The organism is Oryzibacillus soli (assembly GCF_051594765.1).
In the GTDB taxonomy this organism is placed as follows: Bacteria; Bacillota; Bacilli; order Paenibacillales; family NBRC-103111; genus Paenibacillus_AR.
The window spans coordinates 96,714-122,453 of sequence record NZ_JBPPGJ010000005.1; the positions used below are offsets into that span (position 1 = coordinate 96,714).

The 25,740-nt window shown below is 57.1% G+C and carries 27 protein-coding genes; 25 read left to right on the forward strand and 2 right to left on the reverse strand.

Features of this window, described 5'->3' with window-relative positions; all coding sequences use genetic code 11:
* Window positions 1–215 precede the first annotated feature (215 nt).
* From ACSEXW_RS08130 to ACSEXW_RS08150, 5 genes are all read left to right on the forward strand, one after another.
* Window positions 216–713, forward strand: coding sequence for a Rieske (2Fe-2S) protein (locus ACSEXW_RS08130; protein ID WP_438445628.1), 498 nt, complete (start codon window positions 216–218; stop codon window positions 711–713).
* A gap of 23 nt (window positions 714–736) precedes the next feature.
* A complete protein-coding gene (qcrB, locus tag ACSEXW_RS08135) occupies window positions 737–1,408 on the forward strand; it encodes a menaquinol-cytochrome c reductase cytochrome b subunit (protein WP_438445629.1) in 672 nt (223 codons plus the stop codon).
* A gap of 21 nt (window positions 1,409–1,429) precedes the next feature.
* Window positions 1,430–2,311, forward strand: a complete 882-nt coding sequence (locus ACSEXW_RS08140) for a c-type cytochrome (protein WP_438445630.1) — start codon at window positions 1,430–1,432, stop codon at window positions 2,309–2,311.
* A 67-nt stretch (window positions 2,312–2,378) separates the two neighbouring features.
* On the forward strand, window positions 2,379–3,044 hold the full coding sequence (locus tag ACSEXW_RS08145) for a DUF1405 domain-containing protein (RefSeq protein ID WP_438445631.1): 666 nt from the start codon (window positions 2,379–2,381) through the stop codon (window positions 3,042–3,044).
* Window positions 3,045–3,087: 43 nt separating this feature from the next.
* On the forward strand, window positions 3,088–3,960 hold the full coding sequence (locus ACSEXW_RS08150; RefSeq protein WP_438445632.1) for a sporulation protein YpjB: 873 nt from the start codon (window positions 3,088–3,090) through the stop codon (window positions 3,958–3,960).
* A gap of 21 nt (window positions 3,961–3,981) precedes the next feature.
* Here the strand turns inward: ACSEXW_RS08150 and ACSEXW_RS08155 are convergent, their stop codons facing one another.
* Entirely contained in the window at window positions 3,982–4,851 is an 870-nt protein-coding gene (locus ACSEXW_RS08155) for a YitT family protein (RefSeq protein WP_438445633.1), read from the reverse strand.
* 191 nt (window positions 4,852–5,042) lie between these two features.
* Here ACSEXW_RS08155 and ACSEXW_RS08160 point away from each other — a divergent pair, with 191 nt between their 5' ends.
* The 14 genes from ACSEXW_RS08160 (at window position 5,043) to ACSEXW_RS08225 (ending at window position 18,365) form a co-directional block, all read left to right on the forward strand.
* On the forward strand, window positions 5,043–5,378 hold the full coding sequence (locus ACSEXW_RS08160) for a nucleotide pyrophosphohydrolase (RefSeq protein WP_438445634.1): 336 nt from the start codon (window positions 5,043–5,045) through the stop codon (window positions 5,376–5,378).
* 55 nt (window positions 5,379–5,433) lie between these two features.
* The gene (locus tag ACSEXW_RS08165; RefSeq protein ID WP_438445635.1) at window positions 5,434–5,952 is read left to right on the forward strand and encodes a tetratricopeptide repeat protein; all 519 of its coding nucleotides are present in this window, start codon (window positions 5,434–5,436) and stop codon (window positions 5,950–5,952) included.
* Window positions 5,953–6,015: 63 nt separating this feature from the next.
* Complete coding sequence (dapB, locus tag ACSEXW_RS08170; RefSeq protein WP_438445636.1) at window positions 6,016–6,819, forward strand: 4-hydroxy-tetrahydrodipicolinate reductase; 804 nt, start codon at window positions 6,016–6,018, stop codon at window positions 6,817–6,819.
* 79 nt (window positions 6,820–6,898) lie between these two features.
* Window positions 6,899–7,321 (forward strand): methylglyoxal synthase, encoded by a 423-nt coding sequence (locus ACSEXW_RS08175; protein ID WP_438445864.1) that lies wholly within the window; start codon window positions 6,899–6,901, stop codon window positions 7,319–7,321.
* Window positions 7,318–8,019: a bacillithiol biosynthesis deacetylase BshB1 gene (bshB1, locus tag ACSEXW_RS08180; protein WP_438445637.1), complete on the forward strand. Its 702-nt coding sequence runs from the start codon at window positions 7,318–7,320 to the stop codon at window positions 8,017–8,019. Before ACSEXW_RS08175 ends, bshB1 begins: the two co-directional genes overlap by 4 nt.
* 35 nt (window positions 8,020–8,054) lie before the next feature.
* A complete protein-coding gene (bshA, locus tag ACSEXW_RS08185) occupies window positions 8,055–9,233 on the forward strand; it encodes an N-acetyl-alpha-D-glucosaminyl L-malate synthase BshA (protein WP_438445638.1) in 1,179 nt (392 codons plus the stop codon).
* 5 nt (window positions 9,234–9,238) lie between these two features.
* Complete coding sequence (locus ACSEXW_RS08190; RefSeq protein WP_438445639.1) at window positions 9,239–10,549, forward strand: CCA tRNA nucleotidyltransferase; 1,311 nt, start codon at window positions 9,239–9,241, stop codon at window positions 10,547–10,549.
* The gene (locus tag ACSEXW_RS08195; RefSeq protein ID WP_438445640.1) at window positions 10,546–11,526 is read left to right on the forward strand and encodes a biotin--[acetyl-CoA-carboxylase] ligase; all 981 of its coding nucleotides are present in this window, start codon (window positions 10,546–10,548) and stop codon (window positions 11,524–11,526) included. Before ACSEXW_RS08190 ends, ACSEXW_RS08195 begins: the two co-directional genes overlap by 4 nt.
* Before the next feature lie 308 nt (window positions 11,527–11,834).
* Window positions 11,835–12,689, forward strand: coding sequence for a 3-methyl-2-oxobutanoate hydroxymethyltransferase (panB, locus tag ACSEXW_RS08200; RefSeq protein ID WP_438445641.1), 855 nt, complete (start codon window positions 11,835–11,837; stop codon window positions 12,687–12,689).
* Between the two features lie 50 nt (window positions 12,690–12,739).
* On the forward strand, window positions 12,740–13,615 hold the full coding sequence (gene panC / locus ACSEXW_RS08205) for a pantoate--beta-alanine ligase (RefSeq protein ID WP_438445642.1): 876 nt from the start codon (window positions 12,740–12,742) through the stop codon (window positions 13,613–13,615).
* 36 nt (window positions 13,616–13,651) lie between these two features.
* Window positions 13,652–14,038 (forward strand): aspartate 1-decarboxylase, encoded by a 387-nt coding sequence (gene panD / locus ACSEXW_RS08210; RefSeq protein WP_438445643.1) that lies wholly within the window; start codon window positions 13,652–13,654, stop codon window positions 14,036–14,038.
* A gap of 106 nt (window positions 14,039–14,144) precedes the next feature.
* Window positions 14,145–14,798, forward strand: a complete 654-nt coding sequence (locus tag ACSEXW_RS08215) for a tetratricopeptide repeat protein (RefSeq protein WP_438445644.1) — start codon at window positions 14,145–14,147, stop codon at window positions 14,796–14,798.
* Between the two features lie 85 nt (window positions 14,799–14,883).
* Window positions 14,884–17,745 carry an ATP-dependent DNA helicase DinG gene (gene dinG, locus ACSEXW_RS08220; RefSeq protein WP_438445645.1) on the forward strand — a complete coding sequence of 954 codons (2,862 nt, stop codon included), beginning with the start codon at window positions 14,884–14,886 and terminating at the stop codon, window positions 17,743–17,745.
* Complete coding sequence (locus tag ACSEXW_RS08225) at window positions 17,742–18,365, forward strand: redox-sensing transcriptional repressor Rex (protein ID WP_438445646.1); 624 nt, start codon at window positions 17,742–17,744, stop codon at window positions 18,363–18,365. Before dinG ends, ACSEXW_RS08225 begins: the two co-directional genes overlap by 4 nt.
* Before the next feature lie 59 nt (window positions 18,366–18,424).
* On the opposite strand, the gene ACSEXW_RS08230 is transcribed toward ACSEXW_RS08225, so the two are convergent.
* Window positions 18,425–19,048, reverse strand: a complete 624-nt coding sequence (locus ACSEXW_RS08230; RefSeq protein WP_438445647.1) for a DUF47 domain-containing protein — start codon at window positions 19,046–19,048, stop codon at window positions 18,425–18,427.
* 224 nt (window positions 19,049–19,272) lie between these two features.
* On the opposite strand from ACSEXW_RS08230, the gene ACSEXW_RS08235 reads away from it, so the two are divergent.
* The 6 genes from ACSEXW_RS08235 to ACSEXW_RS08260 all read left to right on the forward strand — a co-directional run bounded on the left by ACSEXW_RS08235 (window position 19,273) and on the right by ACSEXW_RS08260 (window position 25,729).
* Window positions 19,273–20,571 carry an amidohydrolase gene (locus tag ACSEXW_RS08235; protein ID WP_438445648.1) on the forward strand — a complete coding sequence of 433 codons (1,299 nt, stop codon included), beginning with the start codon at window positions 19,273–19,275 and terminating at the stop codon, window positions 20,569–20,571.
* A gap of 31 nt (window positions 20,572–20,602) precedes the next feature.
* Complete coding sequence (locus ACSEXW_RS08240) at window positions 20,603–21,088, forward strand: cell wall elongation regulator TseB-like domain-containing protein (protein WP_438445649.1); 486 nt, start codon at window positions 20,603–20,605, stop codon at window positions 21,086–21,088.
* Between the two features lie 255 nt (window positions 21,089–21,343).
* Window positions 21,344–21,874: a hypothetical protein gene (locus ACSEXW_RS08245; RefSeq protein ID WP_438445650.1), complete on the forward strand. Its 531-nt coding sequence runs from the start codon at window positions 21,344–21,346 to the stop codon at window positions 21,872–21,874.
* Window positions 21,867–23,378, forward strand: a complete 1,512-nt coding sequence (locus ACSEXW_RS08250; RefSeq protein ID WP_438445651.1) for an AAA family ATPase — start codon at window positions 21,867–21,869, stop codon at window positions 23,376–23,378. The genes ACSEXW_RS08245 and ACSEXW_RS08250 overlap by 8 nt, the downstream gene beginning before the upstream one ends.
* A 267-nt stretch (window positions 23,379–23,645) precedes the next feature.
* Window positions 23,646–24,518, forward strand: coding sequence for a 3-hydroxyacyl-CoA dehydrogenase family protein (locus ACSEXW_RS08255; RefSeq protein ID WP_438445652.1), 873 nt, complete (start codon window positions 23,646–23,648; stop codon window positions 24,516–24,518).
* Window positions 24,515–25,729 (forward strand): acetate/propionate family kinase, encoded by a 1,215-nt coding sequence (locus tag ACSEXW_RS08260; protein ID WP_438445653.1) that lies wholly within the window; start codon window positions 24,515–24,517, stop codon window positions 25,727–25,729. The genes ACSEXW_RS08255 and ACSEXW_RS08260 overlap by 4 nt, the downstream gene beginning before the upstream one ends.
* Window positions 25,730–25,740: the final 11 nt, after the last annotated feature.

Genomic DNA, 25,740 nt, shown 5'->3' on the forward strand with positions numbered 1-25,740 from the left:
TGGCGCCAGCAGCACGCAAATTTGAAATTGTGGAGAAAATGTGACAAATTTGTTAAAATCACAACTAACGATAGTCATTCTTATCTACAATTAATGTGCGTGATTCTTGACGGTCCCAGGGGTGTAGGCTATTATATTAATGTCCTAGTAAATGTGTACACTTTATGTCCATTGCGGCATCAGATATGAACGGTAAAAGGGGGTAGGAAAGGTACATGACGAAACGAGAAATGTCGAGACGGCAATTTTTGTCCTACACTTTGGGCGGTACGGGCGGTTTTCTGGCCGCCGGTCTGACGGTTCCGATGATCCGCTTTGCTATCGATCCGGTGCTTAAGCCGAAGAAAGCGGCCGACTGGATCAAGGTTGTAGAAGAATCCAAAGTAACGAAAGAGCCGAAGTCCTTCAAATTCCAGATTCACCAGGTGGACGGATGGTATGAGAGTGACGTGGAGCTGGAAGCTTGGATCTCCATCGATGACAAGGGCAAGATCTTCGCTTTGAATCCGACCTGCAAGCATCTGGGCTGTACGGTCAACTGGAACGGCAACACCAAGTTCCCGGAGCAGTATTTCTGCCCGTGCCACGAGGCTCATTACGACAAGAACGGTAAGAATCTTGCGGTTGCCCCGGCTCCGCTTGACGAATACGACGTAAAAATCGAAAACGGATTCGTATATGTAGGTCAACTGCATACGAATTCCAGAGTGTAGTCATGAGGGGGCGTAAAGCGTAAATGCTGAAAAGTGTTTATAACTGGATCGACGAACGCCTTGACATTACACCGATGTGGCGTGATGTGGCCGACCATGAAGTGCCCGAGCACGTCAACCCGGCCCACCATTTCTCCGCATTCGTCTATTGTTTCGGCGGACTCACGTTTTTCATTACGGTCATGCAGATCCTCTCGGGGATGTTCTTGACCATGTACTATGTGCCGGATATCCAAAACGCTTACAAAAGCGTGGACTTCCTTCAGCATCAGGTGGCCTTCGGCGTCATTGTTCGGGGCATGCACCACTGGGGCGCCAGTCTGGTTATCGTCATGATGTTCCTACATACCTTGCGGGTGTTCTTCACCGGTTCCTACAAGGCACCCCGTGAGATGAATTGGGTCGTAGGGATGCTGATTTTCTTCGTTATGCTCGGCCTTGGCTTCACCGGTTATCTGCTGCCTTGGGATAACAAGGCCTACTTTGCCACCCAGGTCGGCATCAAAATCGCCGCTTCCGTTCCTTTTGCGGGAGACTACATCAAGACCTTCCTGCAGGGCGGCGATATCGTCGGCGCCCAGACTCTGACCCGATTCTTTGCCTTGCACGTGTTCTTCCTGCCGGGCGTGCTGCTGGCACTCCTAGGAGGACACTTCTACATGATCCGCAAGCAGGGCATCTCGGGACCGCTATAAGGAGAGGAGGGCACCCATACCATGGCCCATGGACATCAACCATCCGGCGAGAAGATCGTATACGTCGGAGATTCGCGGGTGAAGGCAAACAACCGTATGCCGAACATTCCGCGGGATTACAGTGCTTATCCCGGCAAGTCCGAAGCGTTCATCCCGAACTTCCTGTTAAAGGAATGGATGGTCGCCGTCGTCTGCTTGGTCGGCATTCTCGTGCTGGTCATGTCGGAGCCGGCGCCACTCGGCTATCCGGCTGATCCGACCAACACCCAGTTTATTCCCATGCCGGACTGGTACTTCTTGTTCCTGTACCAGCTGCTGAAATACCCATACACCTCCGGTGATTATCTGCTGGTCGGTGTGCTTGGGGTTCCCGGCATCGCGTTCGGCGCACTGCTCCTGGCACCGTTCCTCGATACCGGCAAAGAACGCCGCTTCTACAGACGCCCCATCGCCTCCGGTATGATGCTGCTGTCCTTGGCGGCCGTCACCTATCTGACCGTCTTCTCGTGGCATCACTACACGAAGGAGCTCGAGGAGAAGAACATCATCCCCGAGCACATCAAGCGGGAGGAAGAGCGGAAGGCCGGCAAGGAAGGCGGAGGAGGCAACCAAGCCCAGACGCCGGCTAAGGCCGCTACCGCCATCGTGGAGCCAGATGATCCCTCCTATAAGGTATTCCAGAAAGCCAGCTGTGCCGCTTGCCACGGCAAAGAGCTTCAAAAGGGCTCCGCTCCGAAGCTCATCGGCATCGGCAGCAAGTATGACGCGGCCCAGATTCTGGATATCATCAAAAAGGGCAAAGGCGGCATGCCAGCCCAGTACGATGCGCTCAAAGGCGGCGGCTTGGCCGATGCCGACATCGAGAAGCTGGCGGCTTGGCTTGCTAAGCAGAAGGCACAATAACAATGGATGGAACCTGACCGCCGCAAGGGGTCAGGTTTTTCCTGTATGAAGAAGGGTTGGGTATCGGTTGCAGCTGCGTCGTCTATGGAATCAGGTTCTCTATTGGCTGAGCCCGGAGGGGCTCCGCTCCGGTTTTATGTTAAGCGCTTTATTATGGATCAATGCTATCGGCACCGTCTATGGCTACTATTGGTACGGAGGGCAGATTGAGGATACGCTGGTCAGCCATCCGATCTGGCATGTGCTGATGGTTCCCGATAGCCCGACCGCCAGCTTGTTCTTCACTGCCGCAATCTGGTGGCTGTACAAGGAGCCGGAGCGCCGCCTGTCTTCGCCGGGTGTCCGGTGGTTCCGAAGCTTCATTGAAGCGTTCGCCGTCGTGACTTCGGTCAAGTACGGCATCTGGGCCGTCTCCATCATCGCGATGGGGGCCGCCCAAGGAGGAGGCCTGTCGTGGCAGGACTATATGTTGTCCGGCTCCCATCTAGGAATGGCGGTAGAGGCGCTGCTATACGTACGCTTCTTCCGGATCGGAATGGGCCCATTGGCAGCCGTAGCGGTATGGACGCTGTTCAACGATTATGCGGACTATGCCTATATCATCTATCCGTATCTCCCCTTGGAGCTGGATGATGATGTCGGTACGGTCCAGACCTTTACCGTATACTTAAGCATCGTCAGTCTACTTATAACCTGGCTGGCGTCCAAGCGGACAGGCAAAAGCAGGGTCTAAATTCGGACATCCCTCCATATGATCATCATAGGAGGGATGTCCGATGTTTGTTGGCGGGAAGAAGCGGAGAGGGGTCCTGCTTCTGTTCATTCTTGTGGCGATCATGGCATGGGGAGCCGGGTGCGGGATGCTCCGGAATGAAGCAGGCGATTCTCTGCCGGCTGTGGATCCGGCTAGACAGCAGCAGCTGGAGGAATTGAACCGGACGGCGGACGAGCTGTACGAGAATGCGACGGCGGGCTCTTTTATGGGGGCGAGAGATCGGTTGTACCGGCTGGGGGATCAAGCGGCAGGATTGTCGTTTACCGGCATTACGGGAATCGAAGGCGTGGACGCCCTGTCGGACGCGATTGTGGAGGCCAAACGGGTATTTAACGCGGCACGGCTGGATCCGTCGGAATGTGTCCGGATGGCAGCCATCTTGAAGCTGGCCGTCGATACGCTTACCCATCCGAACCAGCCCATGTGGCTTCAATATTACAAGGTGCTGACCGAGGATACCAAGCAATTCGAACGAGCTGTCCGAGCGGGCAGCCGTACGGAGGCGGCACCGGCGCTCCGTCATATGAAGGAGCATTACGGAACCATCCGGCCGGCAGTGTGGATCAGCCGCAAGCCGGAGGAAGCCGAGAAGATGGACTCCTTGCTGACTTACTTTACGAAAGCCACGGAAACGGGAAGCTTCCGCCCGGAGGTGCTGGAGACGGAGATCGGCCAGTGGAAGGAATCGCTGGACACTTTATTCCGGAAGAATGGGGACCGTACGGCGTATATGCCCGGCATACAGCCGGACCGGCCCGTTCTGTGGACCTTTACAGTCGGCTCGGTCATCATCGCCGTACTGATGTTCGCCGCATGGCGGATGTTCGTATCGGAGCGGGATTCGGTCCGGCGCCCACGTCGGGTGGACGGGTAGGAGAGCAGGGAGGAGGCACGGTTATTCCGGCTTGAAGCCTTCTCCCAATACATCATGGACGTCGCTGATGATCATGAAGGCCATCGGATCCAGGCTCCGGACCAGCACCTTGAGACGGTGGACCTCCGAGCGGCCTACGATGCAGTACACCACGTTCTTCTCGGTTCGGGAGTAAGCCCCACGAGCGGGAAAGAGAGTGACGCCCCGTTCCAGCTCAGCCGTAATGGTCTGGGCCATCTCCTCGCCTTTGTCTGTGATGATGGTGAATTCTTTGGCGGCATAGGCCCCCTCGGTGATGAAATCGATGGTCCGGGTGGCGATGAAGACGGAGACCAAGGTATAGAGCACCTTCTCCTGGGGCAGGTAGATCAAGGATGCGCCGATGACCAACGCGTCGAAGACCAGAATGACTTGTCCCATGCTCCAGCCCATCTTCTTATTCCCGAGTCGTGCCAGAATGTCGCCGCCGCCGGTGGTCCCGCCGTACCGGAAGACCAGGCCGAGACCGGCCCCCAAGGTCAGACCGGCATACAGGGCGGCCAGGAGGTTGTCATCCGGCGCGCGGAAGGGTTTGATCCAGCCGGCGTGAATCCAAACCTCCATGATCCAGAGGAAGAAGGAAACCGACACGGTGCCCAGCACGGTCCAGCCCATTTGCTGCTTGCCTAGTGTTTTCCACCCCAGCAGGAATAATGGGATATTCAAGACCAGGCTGGTTATGGAGGGCGGCAGGTCCGCCGCATATTTCAAGAGAATGGCGATGCCGGTTACGCCGCCTTCCATCAGCTCGTTGGAGATGACAAAATAGTGGAGGCCGAAGGAATACACGGCGGCTCCCAGAACAATTAAAAACAGACTCTGAATCGTGTTCCAGCGGGTTCCCGTATTCAATGGAGGTTCTCCTTTCATAAGTTCGGCAAGGGTATGACGGATGGATGCTCCATCCATTATACCCTTTTTGCGTTTCGTCTACCAAAACGGGACCGCGAGGAATGTTTTTCTTGTTTGCGTTGTGTTCGCTCCATCTTTGCGTTAACATGGAATAAAAATTAACTAATAATCTGTAAGCGAGGTGCAGCTTTTTGTCGGAAAAAACACTGAAGGACATCCAGGGGGAAGTGGATCGGTACATCTCCCAATATAAGGAGGGCTATTTCAGCCCGCTCTCGATGATGGCCCGGATGACGGAGGAAGTGGGAGAGCTGGCCCGCGAAGTGAATCACCGGTTCGGCGAGAAGCCGAAGAAGCCCGATGAAGAGGACAACTCCATCGAGATGGAGCTGGGAGACATCCTGTTCATCATCGTATGCTTTGCCAATTCCTTGGGGCTGGATTTGACGGAAGCCCATGACAAGGTGATGCATAAGTTCAACACCCGCGACGCGGACCGGTGGACGAAACGGAACACCGAGTCCTAAGGATGCGCATATGCTGTACCATCAACTTGGTTCGCCAAAGGGGGTGGGATCACGCATGAACGGTGAAGCTTATATCAAGGAAGCCTATCAAGCCATATTGGCAAGTGACTTCGAATCAGCCATCGACTGGTTCGAGAAGGCCATTGCCATGGAGCCGGACAATGCCTCGTTTCATTATAGACTCTCGATTACCTGCGCACGCAGCAATCGGTTAGTCAAAGCCTTAACGCATGCCCGTACAGCAAACCGGTTGGCTCCGGACGATCCGTCCTATATGATCCATCTGCAGCGGCTGGAAGCAAGAGAACGGGTCCTGCAAGCCGAATCCGCCTTCAGCCAAGAGAGCGGACAGCTCTATATGGCCGTAGCCTTGTTGAAGGAAGCCGTCCGGTTAGACCCGCTATCGGTCGAGGCCTATATGCTCTTGGGGGTGGCCAGTGCCGCATTGGGAGAATATCCGGAAGCGGTGCGGGCTATGCAGGAAGCGCAGAAGCTGAACCCTCTGCATACGGGAGCAGCCGCCCTTCTGGAGGAATACAAGAAGAAGCTGGCTGTAATGCTGAGCGAATCATAACATCATCACATTCTCAATGGATGCACTCCAAATCGAACAAACGAGAGGAACAGGTGAAGCAGCATGAACGGGACGATTAAAGTTGCGGTAGCAGGGGCAAGCGGCCGGATGGGCCGGGAAGTCGTGAAGATGGTACTGGACGATCCGGAGCTTCGCCTTGCCGCCGCAGTGGACAACTCCAGTAATCCGATCGATGCCGGAATGATGGCCGGTATGGGACCCTGCGGCGTCATGATGTCCAACAGTCTGGAGCAGGCTCTGCTTGAGACCAAACCGGACGTGCTGGTTGACTTTACGACTCCGAAATCAGTGGTGGGCAATACGAAGCTGGCCATCCAATATGGAGTCCGTCCGGTCATCGGCACCACCGGATTCACTCCGGCGGATATTGTGGAGCTGGACAAGCTGTGCCAGGAGGCCGGCATCGGCGGACTGATCGCACCGAATTTCTCCATCGGTGCCATCCTGATGATGAAATTCGCGGCTCAAGCGGCCAAGTATATGCCGCATGTGGAGATTATCGAATTCCACGGGGACCAGAAGCTGGATGCCCCATCGGGCACATCGGTGAAGACGGCGGAGCTGATCGCCGCCAACCGCCGGGAGCTCCGCCAAGGAAATCCGGAAGAAGAGGAAACTATTGAAGGAAGCCGCGGCGGGTACTACAATGGGTTTAGAATCCACAGCGTGCGCCTGCCGGGGGTATTCGCCCAGCAGGAGGTTATTTTCGGCGGGCACGGCCAGACGTTGAAGATCCGCCACGACTCCTATGAGAGAGCGGGCTATATGCCGGGAGTCAACCTTGCCGTGAAGAAGGTCATGACCTATCAGGGCATGGTCTACGGATTCGAGCATTTTATCGATTAAGAGATCAGATACATGAAGGGACACGAGCGGCGCTCCTGTCCTTTCGTAGTAGGAGAGACGGGGAGAGATCCGGATGTCAATGAACATTGCATTGATCGCACACGACCGCAAGAAGGATGAGATGGTGAATTTTGCCGTTGCCTTCGAGCATGTCTTCATCAACGGGCACAAGCTGTATGCCACGGGTACGACGGGACAGCGCATTATGGAGCAGACCCAGCTGACGGTGCACCGGTTCATGTCGGGGCCGCTGGGCGGAGACCAGCAGATCGGAGCTCTGGTAGCGCAGAACGATATGGATCTGGTCATCTTCCTGCGGGACCCGCTGATGGCGCAGCCTCACGAGCCTGACATCACCGCCTTATTGCGTCTGTGCGACGTGCAGGGGATTCCGGTGGCAACCAACATCGCTACGGCGGAGATTCTGATCAAGGCTCTGGAGCGCGGGGACTTCGCATGGCGGGAGCTGGTACATAAGTATAAGCCGGGTGGGGCCGAATGACGGAAGCACTGGATATTCTCATCTTCGGAGCCCATCCGGATGATGCCGAGATCGGTATGGGAGCCACCATCGCCAAGCATACAAAGGCCGGACTCAAGGTTGGCATATGCGATCTGACCCATGCCGAGATGTCTTCCAACGGAACGGTGGAGGAGCGGAAACGGGAGGCGCAGGATGCCTCCAGGATCCTTGGGTTGGCCTACCGCTCATCCCTGGGATTGCCGGACCGGGGCTTGTTCATTTGCAAGGAACAGATCGAAGCGATTACACTGGAGATACGGCGGGTCCGCCCGCGGATCATCTTCGCCCCGTACTGGGAGGACCGGCACCCGGATCATGTCATGTGCAGCCGGCTGGTGAAGGAAGCGGTGTTCAATGCGAAGCTGCGCCGTTACTTGCCGGAATCCGCCCCCGTAACGGTGGAACGGCATTATTATTATTTTATTAATGATGTGGCTGAAGCGGATCTGGCCGTGAACGTAACGGAAGAATACGACCGCAAGACGGAGGCGCTCTCGGCTTACCGCTCCCAATTCACAACGGCTGGCCCCGGCAATGATTACGTGGCCACGCCGCTGAATCAAGATTACCTGGAGCGCGTGGAAGCGCGCGACCGGCTTCTGGGCCAGAAGCTGGGTACCGCCTATGCGGAAGGCTTCGTTTCCGCGCTGCCTTACACGGTCGACTTGTTCCGGTAAGCTACACAATAACCGAAGGGAAGGGTGGATGCGGAATGGGCGATAAATTAAAGATCGGCATTACTTGCTATCCGACTCTAGGCGGCTCCGGCGTCGTTGCGACGGAGCTCGGCAAGCTGTTGGCTGAGAAAGGGCATGAGATCCATTTCATTACGCACAGCATACCTTTCCGCCTGGGCCGGTTCGATAAGAACATCTTCTTCCACGAGGTGGAAGTCAGCGATTATTATGTATTCCGGTACCCCCCTTACGACCTGTCCCTGGCCAGCAAGCAGGCGCAGGTGGCCAAGATGCAGAATCTGGACCTGCTCCATGTACACTATGCCATTCCCCATGCGGTCTGCGCGCTTATGGCCAAGCAGATGGTCGGAGACCATCTGAAGGTGGTGACCACCCTGCATGGTACGGATATCACGGTGCTGGCCCAGGACGAATCCATATCGGATCTGATCCGGTATGCGATCAACCAGAGCGATGCGGTGACGGCGGTGTCGGAGGACTTGATCAGGGAAACCCGGGATACGCTGCACGTGAACCGGCCCATCGACCTCACCTACAACTTCGTGGACAAACGGGTCTATTACCCCCGAGATGTGAAGAAGCTCCGCGAGGAGTTCGCCCATCCGGATGAGAAGATCCTGATGCACATCAGCAATTTCCGTCCCGTCAAGCGGGTGCTGGACGTCGTCGAGATCTTCGCCAAGGTCAATGAGCAGCTCCCTTCCCGCCTGCTCTTCGTAGGAGAAGGGCCGGATCTGCCGAAGGTCATCTCCAGAGTCAAGGAGCTGGGACTGGCGGATCGGGTCTGCTTCTGCGGCAAGCAGGATGACGTGGCGGAGGTGATCTCCTTGGGAGACCTGATGCTCCTGCCCTCCGAAAAGGAGAGCTTCGGTCTGGTCTCACTGGAGGCGATGGCCTGCGGCGTTCCGACCATCGGTTCCATGGCGGGCGGCATCCCGGAGCTGGTGACGGACGGAGAGACCGGCTTCCTGTCTCCCATGGGGGATACCGACAAAATGGCGGCCGACGCGGTGCGGCTGCTGTCGGACCCGGAGCTGTACGCCCGGGTGGTGGAGAACTGTCTGCACCGTGCCAGATTCACCTTCTGCAACGACCGGATCATGCGGGAATACGAGAACATATACTACCGGGTGCTGGGACGTTCCGTTCCCGAACGGGAGCTTCATCCGGACAAAATCAGCTGTTTGGGGTAATGACCTTGACCGAATGGAATAAGCTGGAGCAAAAAGGATTGACCGTGCTGGAAGCACTGGAAGCGGCCGGACATGAAGCCTTCTTCGTAGGAGGCTATGTCCGGGATAAGCTTCTGGGCAAGCCGGTCAAAGATATCGATATCGCCACCTCGGCCCTTCCGGACGAGGTGGTCGGTCTGTTTAAGAAGACCATTCCCACCGGTCTGAAGCACGGCACGGTAACCGTCATGCAGGAGGGGGAGCCCTTCGAGGTGACGACGTACCGCACCGAGTCCGGGTATGAGGATTTCCGCCGTCCATCGGAGGTGCAGTTCATCTCTGAGCTGGAGGAGGACCTCCGGCGCCGGGACTTTACGATCAACGCTATGGCCATGGACCGGCACGGCCTCATTCGGGATCCGTTCGGCGGCAGGGATGACCTGCAGCGAGGAGTGCTCCGCTGTGTCGGACAAGCCGAGGACCGGTTCCAGGAGGATGCTCTTCGGATGATGAGGTGCGTCCGATTTGCATCTACCTATGCGTTGCAGGTGGACCCGGCGACCTGGGAGGCCGTCCTGCTTCGGAAGGAGCTGCTTCGGCATGTGGCCATGGAGCGGGTGAGGGTGGAGCTGGACCGGATGCTTGCGGGAGGTCACCCTTACCGCGGCATCAAGCTGCTCCTCGACAGCGGCTTGCTGACCTGCACCAAGGAAGCTCTGAATTGGACTTACACCGGCATGACGGAAGAGGAAGCGCCAGCCGGATTGTCTGTGCTGGACCGTCTGGAAGCGCCCCTCCACCGGTGGATGCTTCTGATGCTGCTCGTTTCGCTGGATCCGGATGAAGCCCGCCAGCTGATGCGGGGGCTGACGTTCTCCGTGAAGGATATGGAGCGGATCGCCAAGGTCCTGGAGATCAGCCGCTGGGTGAGGGCCCATTGCGAAGCAGAATGGCCTCACACGGTGGAGGAGGTGCCGGCATGCAGTCTGGAGGATGCTTGGAAGCTGGCGGTCCTTCGGTACGGCAAGGAAGCGGGGCTGGACTGGCTTTCCATTGAGGAGGGCCTCCATTCCGAGGGAATCGGAAGAGCCTCTTGCGTTCCGGAGCTGCTCCGTCACGGTGCAGGGTGGCTGCAGGCTATGCCGGCGGCGGGTTTGAAGGAGCTGGCGTTGGCCGGACAGGACCTTATCCGGCAGGCCGGCCGCCCCGCGGGGCCTTGGGTCAGCAGGACCATGGCGGCGCTCCTGAAGCTTGCCGCCTTGGGCCGCGTCGCAAACGTGCAGGCGGATCTGCTGGCCTGCGCGGCTGAGCTCGAGAAGGAAGGAGGGACGCAATGAATGCGCGACTGATCCGATTGTTCGAGGAAGCGGGGACGCAGTATGTATCCGGGGAGCAGATCAGCCGCGAGCTGAACGTCTCCCGTACCGCCGTCTGGAAGCACATCCAGGTGCTTAAGGAGGAGGGCTACATCTTCGAGGCCGCCCCCCGGCTCGGATACCGGATGGTGTCTGCTCCGGACCGTCTTACGCAGGAACGGATCGAAGAGTACTTGGCGACCCGGCTGCTGGGCCGAAACATCCACATCTTCGATGAGGTGGATTCGACTCAGAACGTCGCCCAACGGCTGGTTCGCGAGGGTGCTCCTGAGGGGACCCTGGTCGTAGCGGAGCGCCAAACTGCGGGAAGGGGACGCCTCGGGCGCCATTGGCACTCCCCCAAAGGGAAGGGCATCTACATGAGTCTGGTGGTTCGTCCGGACATTCCGCTGCACTTGATGCCTCATATGACACTGCTTGCAGCCGTTGCGCTGTGCCGCGCCATCCGGAAGACGGTTCCCAGCGTCTCGCCCGGAATCAAGTGGCCTAACGATCTGCTCCTTCGCGGACGCAAGATCAGCGGCATCTTAATGGAATCCAGCGCGGAGAATGAAGCGCTGCAATACATTGTGGCGGGGATCGGCATCAGCTGCAACCTGGAGGCCGAGGATTATCCAGAGGAGCTGAAGGAGAAGGCGACGTCGCTTCTGATCGAGTCCGGCGCCAAAGTGGACCGGGCCGAGCTGATCGCCTCGTTCCTCTTCCAGCTGGAGGAGATGTTCCAGCTCTATCGGGAGCAGGGCTTCGCACCGATCCGGACCTTGTGGGAGGCGTCCTCCGCGACCATTGGCCGACAGGTCCGCATGATCGCCCACGGGGGGACCTATGAAGGCGAGGCGGTAGGCTTGGACGAATGGGGCGGGCTGATCGTGCGGCAGCAGGACGGGACGCTGAAGACCGTTTACTCCGCCGATACGGAGCTGCCAGGAGCGCGTTGAATCCAGTTTGCGAGGGGAAGAGCCGGCTGGGCCATTAACATCATGTCCGAAAATATGGTCCGGAACAGTAGCTTTTTTCCGTTGTTTGGTTTATGATGCAGGTAAGGCGGCATCCGCAAGGAGCTGCACTGAAACCTGCCCCTTTGGGGAACCCTATACCCGCATCGCGCTTATATCGGATTCTGCTCTGAGCCGCAAGGACCGAGACAGAAGGGATCATAAGACAGGATACCCATGTCTTTGATGAACCTTTCGGCCTTCCTTCGGCGGGAAGGTTTTTTTATTGAAATTAGAAGGAGATGGGGAAGATGGAGAACCGGAAGCCGGTAACGACAACGAAGCTGAAGAAGATGAAGCAGGATGGAGAGGCTATTGCTTTCCTGACCGCTTATGATTACCCGTCCGCCATGTTGGCGGAGGAAGCCGGAGTGGACGGTATCCTTGTCGGGGACTCCCTGGGGAATGTGGTCCTGGGCTACGATTCCACCATCCCGGTCACACTGGAGGATATGATCCATCATACCAAAGCGGTGACCCGCGGGGCCAAGTCGGCCTTCGTCGTGACCGACCTGCCGTTTATGACCTACCATGGCAGCATTGATGAGACTCTCCGAAATGTAGGACGCGTAATGCGCGAAGGCCTGTGCAAGGGCATCAAGCTGGAGGGCGGCGCTGAGATCGCCCATACGGTGGAGGCCTGTACCCAAGCAGGGGTGCCGGTAATGGGCCACATCGGCCTGACCCCTCAATCCGTCTACCAGATCGGGGGATACAAGGTTCAAGGCAAGGACTCCAAGCAGATGCGCAAGCTGCTGGATGATGCCAAGTCTCTGGAGGAAGCGGGCGCATTCGCCGTAGTGCTGGAGCTGGTTACCGAAGAGGTGGCCCGCATGATCACTTCCCAGCTCACCATCCCGACCATCGGCATTGGAGCCAGCGTGGGCTGCGACGGCCAAATCTTGGTGTATCACGATATTCTCCAGTACGGCTCGGGCATCCGGCCGAAGAAATTCGTCAAAGCCTATGCGGATATCGGAAGCCAGATCCGCAGCGGCATCGGACAGTATGTGCAGGAGGTTAAGGCACGCAAGTTCCCCAAAGAGGAGAACGTGTTCAAAGGGGATCTGGAGGTCATGTCTTACCTCTATGGCGGCAAAGAATAATCTGACTTCATCTTGCTTGAATTGACATATAGAAACGGAGACGGGGAACCATGCAGATCGCAAGGACGGTGCCTGAAGTACGGGCAGCCATACAAGAGCTGAAGAAAAGGAGAGGGGACGAGGAGGCCACCGTGGGCTTCGTTCCCACGATGGGATACTTGCACGAAGGGCACGCCAGTCTGCTGCGCAAGGCACGGTCGGAGAACGGCATCGCCATGCTGAGTATCTTCGTCAATCCACTTCAGTTCGGCCCCAATGAAGATTTCTCCCGGTATCCCCGGGACGAAGAACGGGATTTGCAGGTCGCCCGGGACAACGGGGTGGATCTGGTGTTCCTACCCGATGTAAGCGCCATGTATCCGAAGACGGTCAAAACCAAGGTTGCCGTAGCCGAGGTGACGGACCTGCTCTGCGGAGCATCGAGGCCCGGTCACTTCGACGGGGTGTCGACGGTCGTGACGAAGCTGTTCAACATCATTCAGCCGGACCGCGCTTACTTCGGGATGAAGGATGCCCAGCAGGTGGCGGTCATCGAGCGAATGACGGAGGATCTGAACGTTCCGGTCCAGATCGTTCCCTGTCCCATCGTCCGGGAATCCGACGGGCTGGCCTTAAGCTCCCGGAATGTGTATCTGAGCGGGGAGGAGCGCCGGCAGGCCCTCGTACTGTCCCAATCGCTTCAGCTGGCCGAAGGCTGGCTGGCGGAATGCGGAGGCGACTACCGCTCGGTCAAAGCCTTGATCGAAGCCCACATTCGGACTTCCCCTTTGGCAGATATCGACTATGTGGAGATCATGGATTACCCGTCCATCCGGCCCGCCTATGATCTTCCTTCAACCGAGCTGGAAGGGACACGGCTTCTTATCGCCTTGGCAGTCCGGTTCGGCCGGACCCGGCTGATCGACAACCGGCTGTTTCAGATATAGAGTGAACCACAGAACGAACCGTAAGGGGAGAGAGCCATGTTCCGTACCATGATGAAAGCCAAGCTGCACCGTGCCACCGTGACTGAGGCCAACTTGAATTACGTCGGAAGCATCACCATCGATGAGGATCTGTTGGATCTGGTGGACATGCTTCCGAACGAGAAGGTCCAGATCGTAAACAATAACAACGGTGCCCGTCTTGAAACATACATTATACCCGGGCCCCGGGGCTCGGGAGTCATCTGCCTGAACGGTGCCGCGGCTCGTCTCGTTCACGTGGGGGATACCGTCATCATCATCTCCTACGCCATGATGACCGATGAAGAGGCACGGAGCCACAAGCCGAAGATCGCCATCCTGGACGGAGCCAACAAGCCGGTGAACACGCTGGAGCAGGAGCCCCACTCCACCGTCCTGCTGTAAACGAAGCGGCATTGGAAGCAATGGCACCGGACCGCAAGTATGAAACCCTCCGCCGTAACAAAGAATGAAGGTACGACATAACTCATTCGCAAGGTGGAGGTGCCCCATGTTCAAACAGCTCTTTGCATCGATGAATGACGCATTGGATGACATCATCACGCAATTGCCGATGGCGAGCGGCGCAGAACGCGCCGAGCTGGAAGAACGGCTTTCGGTCTTGAAGGCCATGAGCGACACCTGCATTGAAGAATGGCTGCTGTTCGAGGAGAAGATGGGCAAGCTCACAGGGACCGCCGGAGCCGCTCCGGACGATGAAGCGGAGACGCATGGGCATCCATCACACTCTTCGGTACACACGGAATACGCGATGCCCGTTGCGGCTTCGGCCGTGAAGGAATCGACCGAGGGCTCCTTCTCTAAGGGGCAAGGCTATTACAAGCTGCATATGTTCCGGGATGCCGTTGAGGAATTCGAGCAGGTGGTTCAGCTCCAGCCGGACTTTCTGATGGCACGGATTTATCTGGCTATGTCCTATTTGCGCTGCGGTGAATATTCGGATGCGTACCGGCATTTCCAGTTCCTCGTGCCCTTGACGGACGACGGGAAAATGAAAGCCATTTCGTACAATGCCATGGGCTATATCCAGGCCGAGAACCAGAACATGGACAAGGCGATGGAATACTTCCGTCTGGCCCACTCGGCGGACCCCGGCTCGGTGGAGCCGGCCCTGCATCTGAAGGCCTGGAGCAAACGGAGCTGACATCATTTGTTCTTCCCATAACCCCTTCGGATTTGGTATTCTAATAAGAGCTATGGATCACGCAAGAAGGGATTGGACGGGGAGAATGAAATTCGCCGTAATTGACTTCGAAACGACAGGCAATCAGCCTTCCGACGAGATCATTCAAGCCGGGCTGGTCGTGGTCGAGAATAATGAGATCATATCCAGGTATACTTCCTTGGTGAAGCCGGGAACCCGTATACCTGATTTTATTTGTGAACTTACCGGTATCACCGACGAGATGGTGAAGGATGCGCCTTCTGTGGAACAGGTGATGGCGGAGATGCAGCCCTATCTGGAGGATGCGATCCTGGTCGGGCATCATATTCCATTCGATCTGGGATTCCTGCAGCGGGCCTTGGACATCTCCGGCTACCGTCCGTTCAACGGCCGGGTGCTGGATACGCTTGAGCTGCTGCGGATCCTGTTCCCGTCTCTCGGCAGCTTGTCCCTCTCCATGGTGACCCAGTCTCTGGGCATTCCTCATGTGAGGCCTCATCAAGCAGATTCGGATGCGGAAGCGACTGGGCTATTGTGGATCCGGATTCTGGAGCGGATCGAGGAGCTTGATCTGCTGACGGTTCAACGGATCGCTTATCTCTTCGAGGTGGAAACGACGGATTTGAGCTGGTTCCTGCAGGAGCTGCGCAGCTGGAAGGAATCGACGTTGGCGGAGGATCCGGATGCGAGCCGGTATTTCCGCCAATTCGCCTTGAATGTGGAGGATTGGAGCGATGAGAAGCCTCCCCGCGAAGGCGCGGGTACGGAATGGATCGACAAGCCCTTCGACGAATTTTATGAAGCCTTCACGGCCCGGATGCAGGAACGGTTCCCCGGATACGAAGCGCGGCCGGCTCAGGAGCAGATGATTCATGAGGTGCAGGAATCCTTTGAGGAGGAGCGGCACCTGATGATCGAAGCCGGTACGGGTACCGGCAAATCGATGGCTTATTTGATTCCTTCCCTCTATTACGGGATCAAGGAAGACAAGAAGGTCATCGTAAGCACCCATACCATCCAGCTTCAGGAGCAGCTGCGTCAGCGGGATGTGCCGCTCTTGCAGGAGCTGTTCCCCATTCCTTTCCAGGCAGCGGTATTGAAGGGACGTAACCATTATCTGTGTCTCCGGAAGTTCGAGAACAAGGTGAACCAGTTCGACTTCGAGAACGGCCGGGAGGACCGGATTACGGCGGCCCAGATGGTGGTTTGGCTGAGCGGTACCCACTATGGGGACGATGAAGAGTTATACCTGACGTCCAAGGCTAACGACTTCTGGCAGGACGTGGCTAGCGATGCGGATTCCTGCCTGAACCGGCATTGTCCTTGGTTCCGCAAGTGCTTCTATCACCGGGCCAAGAACCAGTCCCATATGGCGGACTTGGTCATAACCAATCACTCGCTGCTGTTTACCGACGTAAAGGCGGAAAATCGTCTGCTGCCCGGTTATGAGCATCTGATCGTTGATGAGGCTCACCATCTGGAGGAGGTCGCCAGCAAGCATCTGGGCTTGGAGCTTCACTATTTCTCCATGGTGCACACCTTGACTTGGTTGTACAAGGATAACAAGTCCGGACTTCTGCCTACCGTGACCATCCGTCTTCAGCAGGAAGCGGACGGCTCCGAAAAAGCGGCCAAATGGCTGCGCACCATACACGACATCGAGGAGCAGCTCGTGGAAGCCAAGGAGCATTGGGACGAGCTGGCTCAAGTGCTCTATGATCTGATCGGGACCGGAGCGGCGGATGCAGGGGCTACCGAGGGTGGTCAGCTGGTGTACCGGGTGAAGCCGGACTCGCTGCCTAGAAGCTGGGATACCCTACGGGTCATCGAGGACAACCTCTACATCGGTCTGGGGGAAGCGGTCAAGCTGCTGGACCGGCTGCTGTCCGATTGGAAGGATGTCCAGGAGGAGCTGGGCATCCAGCACTTGGTGACGGACCTGAACGGCGCCTCCAAGGATCTGGCGCGCCATCGGGATACGCTTCACGTGTTCATGCAGATGCAGAACAAGGATGATGTCTACTGGCTGGAGGCCAGCCCACAGTTCAAGAGCAAGTCCGTTCAGCTGATGTCCGTACCGGTAGATGTGAGCGGAATGTTACGGCAGTTCTTTTTTGACGCCAAAAAGAGTATAATATTGACATCCGCAACCTTGTCCGTCGACAAGAAATTTCATTATACTTGCGAACAGCTGGGACTTAAGCCGGAGGATCCCTCCGGGAAGCTGAAGACCGTCCTGCTTCCGTCGCCTTTTCAGTACCGGCAGCAGGCGCTGTTGGTGGTGCCGCGGGATTTTCCGAATATCAAGGGAAATTCCGGCGAAGCCTACTTCGTAGAGAAGCTGACGGAGTCGCTGCGGGAGGTGGCGGTGTCCACCGGCGGCCGGATGCTGGTTCTGTTCACGTCTTACCGGATGCTGAAGGCCGTCCATCAACGGTTGAAGGAGGAGCTGGCTCCTTCCGGCATCCAGGTTCTGGGCCAGGGCTTGGACAGCGGGAACCGCAGCAAGCTGACCCGAATGTTCAAGGAGCATGCCGCCAGCGTTCTGCTGGGAACCAGCTCCTTCTGGGAAGGCGTGGATATTCCGGGCAATGCCCTGTCGTGTCTCGCCATCATCCGGCTTCCGTTCCAGCCGCCGAATCATCCGCTGGTGGAAGCCAAGTGCGAGGTATACAAGAAAAATAACCAGAATCCGTTCATGAAATATTCCGTGCCCCAAGCGGTGATCCGCTTCAAGCAGGGCTTCGGGCGTCTGGTTCGCACCGCGACGGATAAGGGTATCGTCATCGTTTATGATACCCGGGTGATCGACACGGCATACGGCAAGCATTTTCTGTACTCCTTGCCGGGGCCGAAGATTGAGCACATGACCACGGCCCAGCTGGTGCCGCGGATTACCGAATGGATGGGAGGGGAAGAGCAGTGAAGACCGAGAAAATTTCCGAAGCGGTAGTACGCCGTTTGCCGGTTTATCTTCGATTCCTGAACGAATTGAATATAAAGAACGTACAGACCGTTTCTTCCCAGGACTTGGGAAACAAGCTGGAGCTGAATCCGGCCCAGATCCGGAAAGACCTGGCCTATTTCGGCGAATTCGGCAAGAAGGGCATCGGGTATGATGTCAATTACCTGATCGAGAAGATTCGGCAGATTCTGAAGCTGGACCAGAACATTGCCGTCGCTCTGGTCGGAGCCGGTAACCTGGGCCGAGCCCTATGCAATTATAACGTCTATCTGAAGGACAACATGAAGATCGTCTCCGTCTTCGATTCGAGCCCGGACAAGGTGGGGACCGAGATTAACAACCTGAAGGTGCAGCCCATGGCCCAATTGGCGGAATGCATCCACCGGGACGGAATCCGGATCGGGATCATCACCGTACCTGCGGCAGACGCCCAGAACGTGGCGGATGAGTTCGTACGCGGCGGCGTGGAAGCGATCCTGAATTTCGCGCCGGCCATCATCAAGGTTCCGTCGGATATCCGGGTGCATAACGCGGATTTCACCACGGATCTGCAGAGCTTGGCGTACTACCTCGACGAATAGAGGGAACCCATAAGAAAAAGGCTCTCCGATGATTATCGGGGAGCCTTCTTTGTGGAAACTTATGCGTATTTCAGTACGACGCCGTCCAGAATGTCCGCTACGTTCTCGCAGGCATCGGTGGTTAGCTCCAGCTGCTCGTACATTTCCTTCAGCTTGAAATCGTGGTACGGGTCCTTCGGATTGCGGAAGATCTCCCGGATGCCTTCGCGCAGCAGACGGTCGCCTTCGTTCTCCATGCTGTTGATCTTCACGGTGAATTCGGTGATCTGCATGTACTTCTTCTTGGACAGGAGCTTCACGCTGTCCAGAATGTATTGGCAGGCGTTAACGAGCACAGCGGAGAATTCTTTCATGTAGTGGTCAGTCTTCTCGACATTCAGGTAATCGAATCGGGCGATGCATTCCTCGATGCCGTCGATGACGTCATCCATCTTACTGGCGAGAGCAAGGATATCTTCACGGTCAATGGGCGTGATGAAGACTTTGTTCAAGCCGCGGAAGATGGAGTGGGTGATGGTATCCCCCTTATGCTCCAGGTCGCGCAGCTCTTGAAGAAAAGCCATAGGGCTTTCGGTTCCCATCATCGCCTGTCGGAATACATGGGCCGCTTGCAGAGTGTTCTCGGCGGATTGGGTGAGCAGCACGTAGAAATCTTCGTCTTGTTTCTTGTTGGTTATCGCCATGTCCAAAACCTCCAAGGCTTGCCTTACCGGCGAAGCCTAATCTAATTGTCCATAACTCTTAAAATACCATATCCTCTCAACATTATGCAATGGAGCGAACCATGAACTTTGTTCCGGTGGTGAAAGACGATGCCGGCAGTTCTTGATTTATGACCCGTTCTCATTGTAGAGTGGAAGAAGCAGGCAGAAGCTTGGATACCCCTAAGGAAAGGATCGATACGTTCATGTCACGGATGATCGTGAAGAATGGCATTTTTGTCACGGCGGATGCTGCACGTCCGTTGGTGAAAGGATATATCGCCGTCGAGAACGGCCGCATCGCCGCATTGGAGGAGGGGGAGTACACCCCGTCCGGAGCGCAAGAGGAGATTGTGGACGGCAAGGGACGTCTGTTCATGCCCGGCTGGGTCAATACCCACTGCCATGCCGCTATGTCTCTCCTCCGGGGCATCGGCGACGATCTGGCCCTTCAAGTCTGGCTGCAGGAGAAAATGTGGCCGAACGAAGCCAAATTTACGGCACAGGATGTGAAGGCGGGAACCCTGCTTTCCATTCTTGAGATGATGAAAGGGGGCACTACCACCTTCGTCGACATGTACGACCACATGGACGAGGTGGCCAAGGCCGTTGAAGAATCAGGCATGAGGGCGGTGCTAACCCGCGGCGTCATCGGCCTGTGTCCGCCCGACGTGCAGCAAGCCAAGCTGGAGGAGGCCTCCCGGTTCGCCCGGGAATGGAACGGCCAAGCCGGCGGCCGGATCACGACGATGATGGCCCCCCACGCGCCGTATACGTGTCCGCCTGACTATATCGAGAAGATCGTCCAAGCGGCACATGATCTGGATCTGCCGATCCACATCCACATGTCCGAGACCCTCCGAGAGGTGGAGGAGAACGCGGCCCAATACGGAGCCCGTCCCGTCGCCCATCTGGAGAAGCTCGGCGTCTTCTCCCGTCCCTGTCTCGTGGCACACGGCGTGCACCTGACGGATGAAGAGATTGACATTCTCTGCCGCTACGATGTTCGAGTCAGCCACAATCCGGGCAGCAACCTGAAGCTGGCAAGCGGCGTTGCCCGGGTGCCGGAGCTTCTCCAGGCGGGGCTTCTCGTTTCCCTGGGGACAGACGGCCCTGCCAGCAATAATAACCTGGACATGTTCGAGGAAGCCCGGTTGGCCGCTCTCATCCATAAAGGGGTGAGCGGCGATCCGACGGCGGTGCCGGCTGCAGCCGCACTCCGCATGGGTACCTTGGACGGCGCCAGGTCGGTGTGGCTGAACGATACAGGGATGCTGCGCCCAGGCTACAAAGCGGACTTCATCGCCTTGCGTTCGGACCGTCCCCACTTCTTCCCCAAGTCTGATTATGTGTCGCACATTATCTATTCCGCTTCGGCGGGCGACGTATCCGACGTCTGGATTGACGGCAAGCGGACGGTGAAGGACGGCGAATGCCTGACCTTAGACGAGGAGCGCATCATCCGGGAATTCCAGCAGCGGTATGAAGCGCTTGTCGGAAGCTGACGAACGAGCCATACGGAAGAGGTAACTAACCATGCGCAGGAAAAAATCGTTGCTCCTGGCAGCTTTTCTGGCCGTCTTGACGGTTATGGCCGGCACGTACATCTTCATGGACCGGATCATTGCCGGGGAGTGGGACAGCAAGAAGGAGGCCGTGAAGGCGGCTTACGCAGAGACGATGCTGGTCAAGGCCGACCGGGTCGAGCCATATGTGGGGACGGAGCCTTATATGATCGTCTACGGGGAAGACAAGATCGGCAACAAGATGATCGTATGGGTAAGCCAGCACGAGCGGTATGCCGCTTACGAATCCGAAGGGATTACGAAGCAGGCCGCTGTGGACAAGGTGCTGGGAGCCGCTCCGGAAGCCAAGGTTCTGCGTGCGACGCCGGGGAAGCTGGATCAGGATTACGTCTGGGAGATATATTACCAGCGGGAGATGGACGGCAAGACCCGATATTTCTATGATTATTACCGGTTCGGCGACGGAGTGCTGATCGATACGCTCCGGCTGGGCTAGATCGCCAGATCCCGGAGCCGGAGGCTCCGCCCGGTCTAGCCGCTTAAGGATGAACAATCCGACGGCGGCTTGACCCGGGCGGAGCTTTTTACATTTGCCAGGCTGTGCTAAGAATTCCTCCGCAACCGCGCTGCTCCTTGGGTTTCCACACATTACATCGCCACGTGCGGCGCCTGCTATGCTATACTCAGACTATGTTGCTGTTCACTACATTAACTATCATATTGCTTTTATTATAGAAAGGGGGACGTTCCCTTGAAACTGAAACTCATTCCCTTATTGTTGGCTGTAGTGGGTTCCAGCGCCATCTTGTTCGGCGGTTGGTTCGCTTACCACAGCGTGGCGATGGAGAGTCCGCTCAATCAAGCGTTGAACGGCACACCCGGCGTTGAAAGCTCTGAAGCGAAGATCGGGAACAAGGTCGTATTCAACGTGAAGCTCAATCCCCAAGCCCAGTTAAGTGAAATAGTTCACGAGATAGAGAAGCGGGCCGCCGACATCTCTGGCGACCGTGAGGTGCAGATCCATGTGGACAGCAACAGCTCTTCGGAGCTGGAGGCCTGGTGGTCCCGCGCCTTGTTCGATGTGGCTCAAGCCATGGAAACCAGCCGTTATGCATCCATTCCCGTCAGCCTGGAGGAGAAGGCCGGCCTCGTGCAGGGGCTGAAGGTGGAATCCCAGATGGACGAGAAGAACGTGTACGTGAAGCTGACGCAAGGCGAGTACGCCAAGTTCGTCATACTGCCGCGGACCCCCGCCAAGATGGGAGTGTGGCCTAATGAGTAAATATGGCAAAGAGATCCTGATCGGCGTCATTCCCGTAGTGATCGCGTTCCTTGCCTTCATCGGCCTGAACGTCGTCCCCGTGCTCTTCATGTCCGTCATCGTAGCAGCATTGTTCCTCATGAACCGGGCTCGTACCGGTGCCGGCATGGGGGCCACGGCGGACCGGAAGGCGAAGTCCCGGACCCCCTCGTATCTCACCTTCGACGATATCGGCGGACAGGACCGGGCGAAGCACGAGCTGAAGGAAGCGCTGGATTTCCTGATCAAGCACGAAGAGATCAAGAAGCTGGGCATCCGTCCTCTGAAGGGGATTCTGCTGGAGGGCCCTCCGGGCACCGGCAAAACCTTGATGGCCAAGGCGGCGGCCCATTATACCAATTCCGTATTCGTCTCCGCGTCGGGCTCCGAATTCGTAGAGATGTATGTCGGCGTTGGCGCCAGCCGGGTGCGGGACCTGTTCAAGGACGCCCGTTCCCGCGCTCAGAAGGAAGGCAAGGATTCGGCCATCGTCTTCATCGATGAGATTGACGTCATCGGCGGCAAGCGTGCCGGCGGCCAGCACCGGGAGTATGACCAGACGCTGAACCAGCTGCTTACCGAGATGGATGGTATCCATACGGCTGAGACGCCCCGGATTCTGATCATGGCGGCGACCAACCGCAAGGAGATGCTGGACAGCGCCCTGCTCCGTCCGGGTCGCTTCGACCGCCACATTACGGTGGATCTGCCCGACCGCAAGGGACGAATGCATATTCTCAACATCCATGCGAAGAATAAGCCGTTGGCCGAAGAGGTGCTCTTGGACCGGGTGGCGGACGAGACCTTCCAGTTCTCCGGGGCACAGCTGGAGAGTGTGATGAACGAGGCGGCCATCTACGCGCTTCGCGACGGCCTGGAGATCATCGGGCAGAAGCATCTGTCGCTGGCGGTGGACAAGGTGATGCTGGGCGAGAAGTCCGACCGCGAATCCACCCGGGAGGAGAAGGAGCGGGTAGCGTACCACGAGCTGGGCCACGCCATTGCCGCCGAGCTCTTGAACCCGGGCTCCGTCTCCCAGGTTGCGCTCAGCCCCCGAGGGCAAGCCTTGGGCTATGTGCGCCACAATCCGCAGAAGGAGCAGTATCTCTACACCAAGGAATACATCGAGTCCAAAATCATGGTTGCCCTGGGCGGCGCCGTGGCCGAAGAGATGTTCTACGGCGGCCGGAGCACCGGCTCCCGCAACGACTTCGAGCAGGCCATCAACATGGTGAAGACGATGATGGACGCCGGCTTGACCCGTCTGGGCATAATCGACCGCGAGATGACGACGAAGGAAGAGCTGATGAAGGAGAATGCGGCCATCATGGAGGACCTGACGCGCCGCACCCGGGAGCTTCTCGAACGGCACCGCACGGTGTTCATCCAGTCCCTGGACATCCTGATGGGGGAGGAAACCCTGTCGGGTGACCAGTTCCGGCACATGCTGCAGGAGCAGACCGGATTGCTCCACGAATCTGCTTAATGCTCACATGAAGTTCACAATAGTCCGTCGCCGATAGGCGCCGGGCTTCTTTTGTTTGTCGAAATATCGAACGTTTGAAAAATCAATCCCTATTTTCACGTGAAAAATGGTATGATAGCTGATGGCAGAGAAGCTTTTCCAGACCTGTTGGTCCGGAGGCTTTTTCTTTGCGAATCGGAAGCATTCTCTTGGCGCACAATGTGAAGAGGGCTTCGGAATCGCCGCTCGGGCATAATGATATATAAATCCACGGAATGGGTGAGAAGAGTGCAATTTAAACGGATAGGCGTTATTGGTGCAGGAACCATGGGCCAAGGCATCGCCGAGATGCTGGCCGTCAAGGGTCTGGAAGTATTTCTCGTGGAGAAGACTCCCGAGAAGCTGGACCAAGCTTGGGACATGATCGTCGTAAGTCTGGACAAACAAATCGAGAAATGGGCGATCACCGTTTCGGAGAAGAAACTGATCCTGTCCAAAATCCATAAGGTATACGCTCTGGACCGCATTGCCGAATGCGATATGGTCATCGAGACCATCAGCGAGGACCTGGACGCCAAGCGTGAAGTCATCCGCGATCTGGACAGCATCTGCCCGCCTCACGTCATTCTGGCCAGCAATACCTCCACGCTGAGCTTGACCCAGCTGGCTTCCGAGACCAACCGTCCGGACCGCGTCATCGGCATGCACTTCCTGCATCCGGTTGCCAAGATCGATCTCGTGGAGATCATCCGCGGCCTGAAGACCTCCGAAGAAACCTATCAGCTGACCCGCGAATTCGTGGAAGAAACGATTACGAAGAAGGGCATCCAAGTCTATGAGTCCCCGGGCTTCGTCACCACCCGCCTCGTGTGCACGCTGATCAACGAAGCGCTGCACGTCCTGGCCGAAGGCGTCGCTTCCGCAGAGGACATCGATTCCGCCATGCGGATCGGATATGACTTCCACTATGGCCCGCTGGAAATGTGCGACCGCTTCGGTCTGGATTCCGTTCTGGCCGCTATGGAAGGCATGTTCCGCGAGTTCGGCGACATCAAGTACCGTCCGAGCTTCCTGCTGAAGCAGATGGTGCGCGCAGGACAATTGGGAACCAAAGTCGGACAAGGATTTTTCCGTTATAATAAGGATGGTGACCGGGTATGAAAATCTTGGTAGTCAACGCAGGCAGCTCTTCTCTGAAGTACCAGCTCTATGATATGAGCGACGAATCCGTTCTGGCCAAGGGCCGGGTGGAGCGGATCGGGATGGACACCGCCATTCTCGTCCATGAGCCTACCGACAAGCCGGAAGTGAAGGAAGTTTCCGAGATTCTGGACCACAACGTGGCCATCAAGAAGGTCGTCGATATTCTGCTGCACCCGGTAAGCGGTGTGATCGCCTCCATCGACGAGATCGAAGCCGTAGGGCACCGCGTGGTGCAGGGCGGCGACCTCTATTCCGAATCCGTGCTCGTGACGAACGAAGTCAAGAACGGCATCAAGAGCCTCTTCGATCTGGCGCCGCTGCACAACCCGCCGCATATCATGGGCATCAATGCCTGTGAAACCAACATGCCTGGCGTTCCGCAGGTTGTCGTATTCGATACCGCGTTCCATGCCACCATGCCGGATAAGGTCTTCATGTATCCGCTGCCGCTGCGTCTGTACAAGAAGCACAAGGTCCGCCGGTACGGCTTCCACGGCACCTCCCACTATTATGTCAGCAAGGTAGCGGCTGAGATGCTGGATAAGCCGGTAGAAGACAGCAAGATCATCACCTGCCATATCGGCAACGGCGGCTCCGTCACGGCCGTATGGGGCGGCAAGTCCTACGACACCTCCATGGGCATGACCCCGCTGGAAGGCCTGATGATGGGTACCCGCAGCGGTGATATCGACCCGGCTATCGTGCCGTTCGTCATGGGCAAGGAAGGCTTGAGCCTGAACGAAGTGAACTTCATGCTCAACAAGCACAGCGGACTTCAAGCCATCTCCGGCGGCTCCAGCGACATGCGCGAGATCGAGAAGGGGATGCTGGAGGGCGACAAAAACTGCAAGCTGGCTTACGAGATGTACGAGTACCGCATCCGCAAGCAGATCGGCGCGTATGTAGCGGCTATGAACGGCGTGGACGCCATCGTCTTCACCGCCGGCGTAGGCGAGAATGCAGCCGGATTGCGCGAGAACATTCTGTCGCAGCTGACATGGCTGGGCGTGGATGTGGATCCCGAGTTGAATAAGATCCGCAGCGGCGACCCCCGCGTCATCACCAAGCCGGATTCCCGCGTGAAGGTCATGGTCATCCCGACCAACGAAGAGCTTGTCATTGCGCGCGACACCTTGAAGATTGTCAGCAACACTCTGGTCAACCAATAAACCACTTCACC